1 pseudogene is annotated in these 486 nt (G+C 70.0%); it reads right to left on the reverse strand.

Going from position 1 to position 486, the window contains the following annotated elements:
* Window positions 1–152: 152 nt before the first annotated feature.
* Window positions 153–486, reverse strand: a pseudogene (locus ADK36_RS50075) (DNA polymerase IV); the annotation flags it as partial.

Here is a 486-nt window from a genome sequence, read left to right on the forward strand (position 1 = left end):
ACCCGCTGCTCCTCAGCCGGCTCCTCCTCACCGTCCTCCACGGAATGCTCCGCGCTCTCCCCCGCCACCTGCGCGAACAAATCCTCCTGTGTGTAGTCGCCCCCCCCCCTGACCCCGACCCAAAGCACCCGTGCACCACCCGTCGGATCCCCGGACCCTCCACACCCTCCAGACCCCGCAGACCTGACCCGCACCAACGGCAACGGCTCCACCGCCTCCAACCCCGGATCATCAACCCGAAACGTCCGCACCCGCCCCGGCTCCGACTCAGGCGTCTCGAACCGCACAGTCACCCGCCCGACCCCACTCCCCTGCCCCCACCCATGCCCATACTCGACGTGCCGCACATCGTGCCCCGCAACCCACCGCCGCTCCACAGGCCCCGCCACCCGCTGCTCCTCAGCCGGCTCCTCCTCACCGTCCTCCACGGAATGCTCCGCGCTCTCCCCCGCCACCTGCGCGAACAAATCCTCCTGTGTGTAGTCG

This window comes from Streptomyces viridochromogenes (assembly GCF_001270495.1).
In the GTDB taxonomy this organism is placed as follows: domain Bacteria; phylum Actinomycetota; class Actinomycetes; order Streptomycetales; family Streptomycetaceae; genus Streptomyces; species Streptomyces viridochromogenes_A.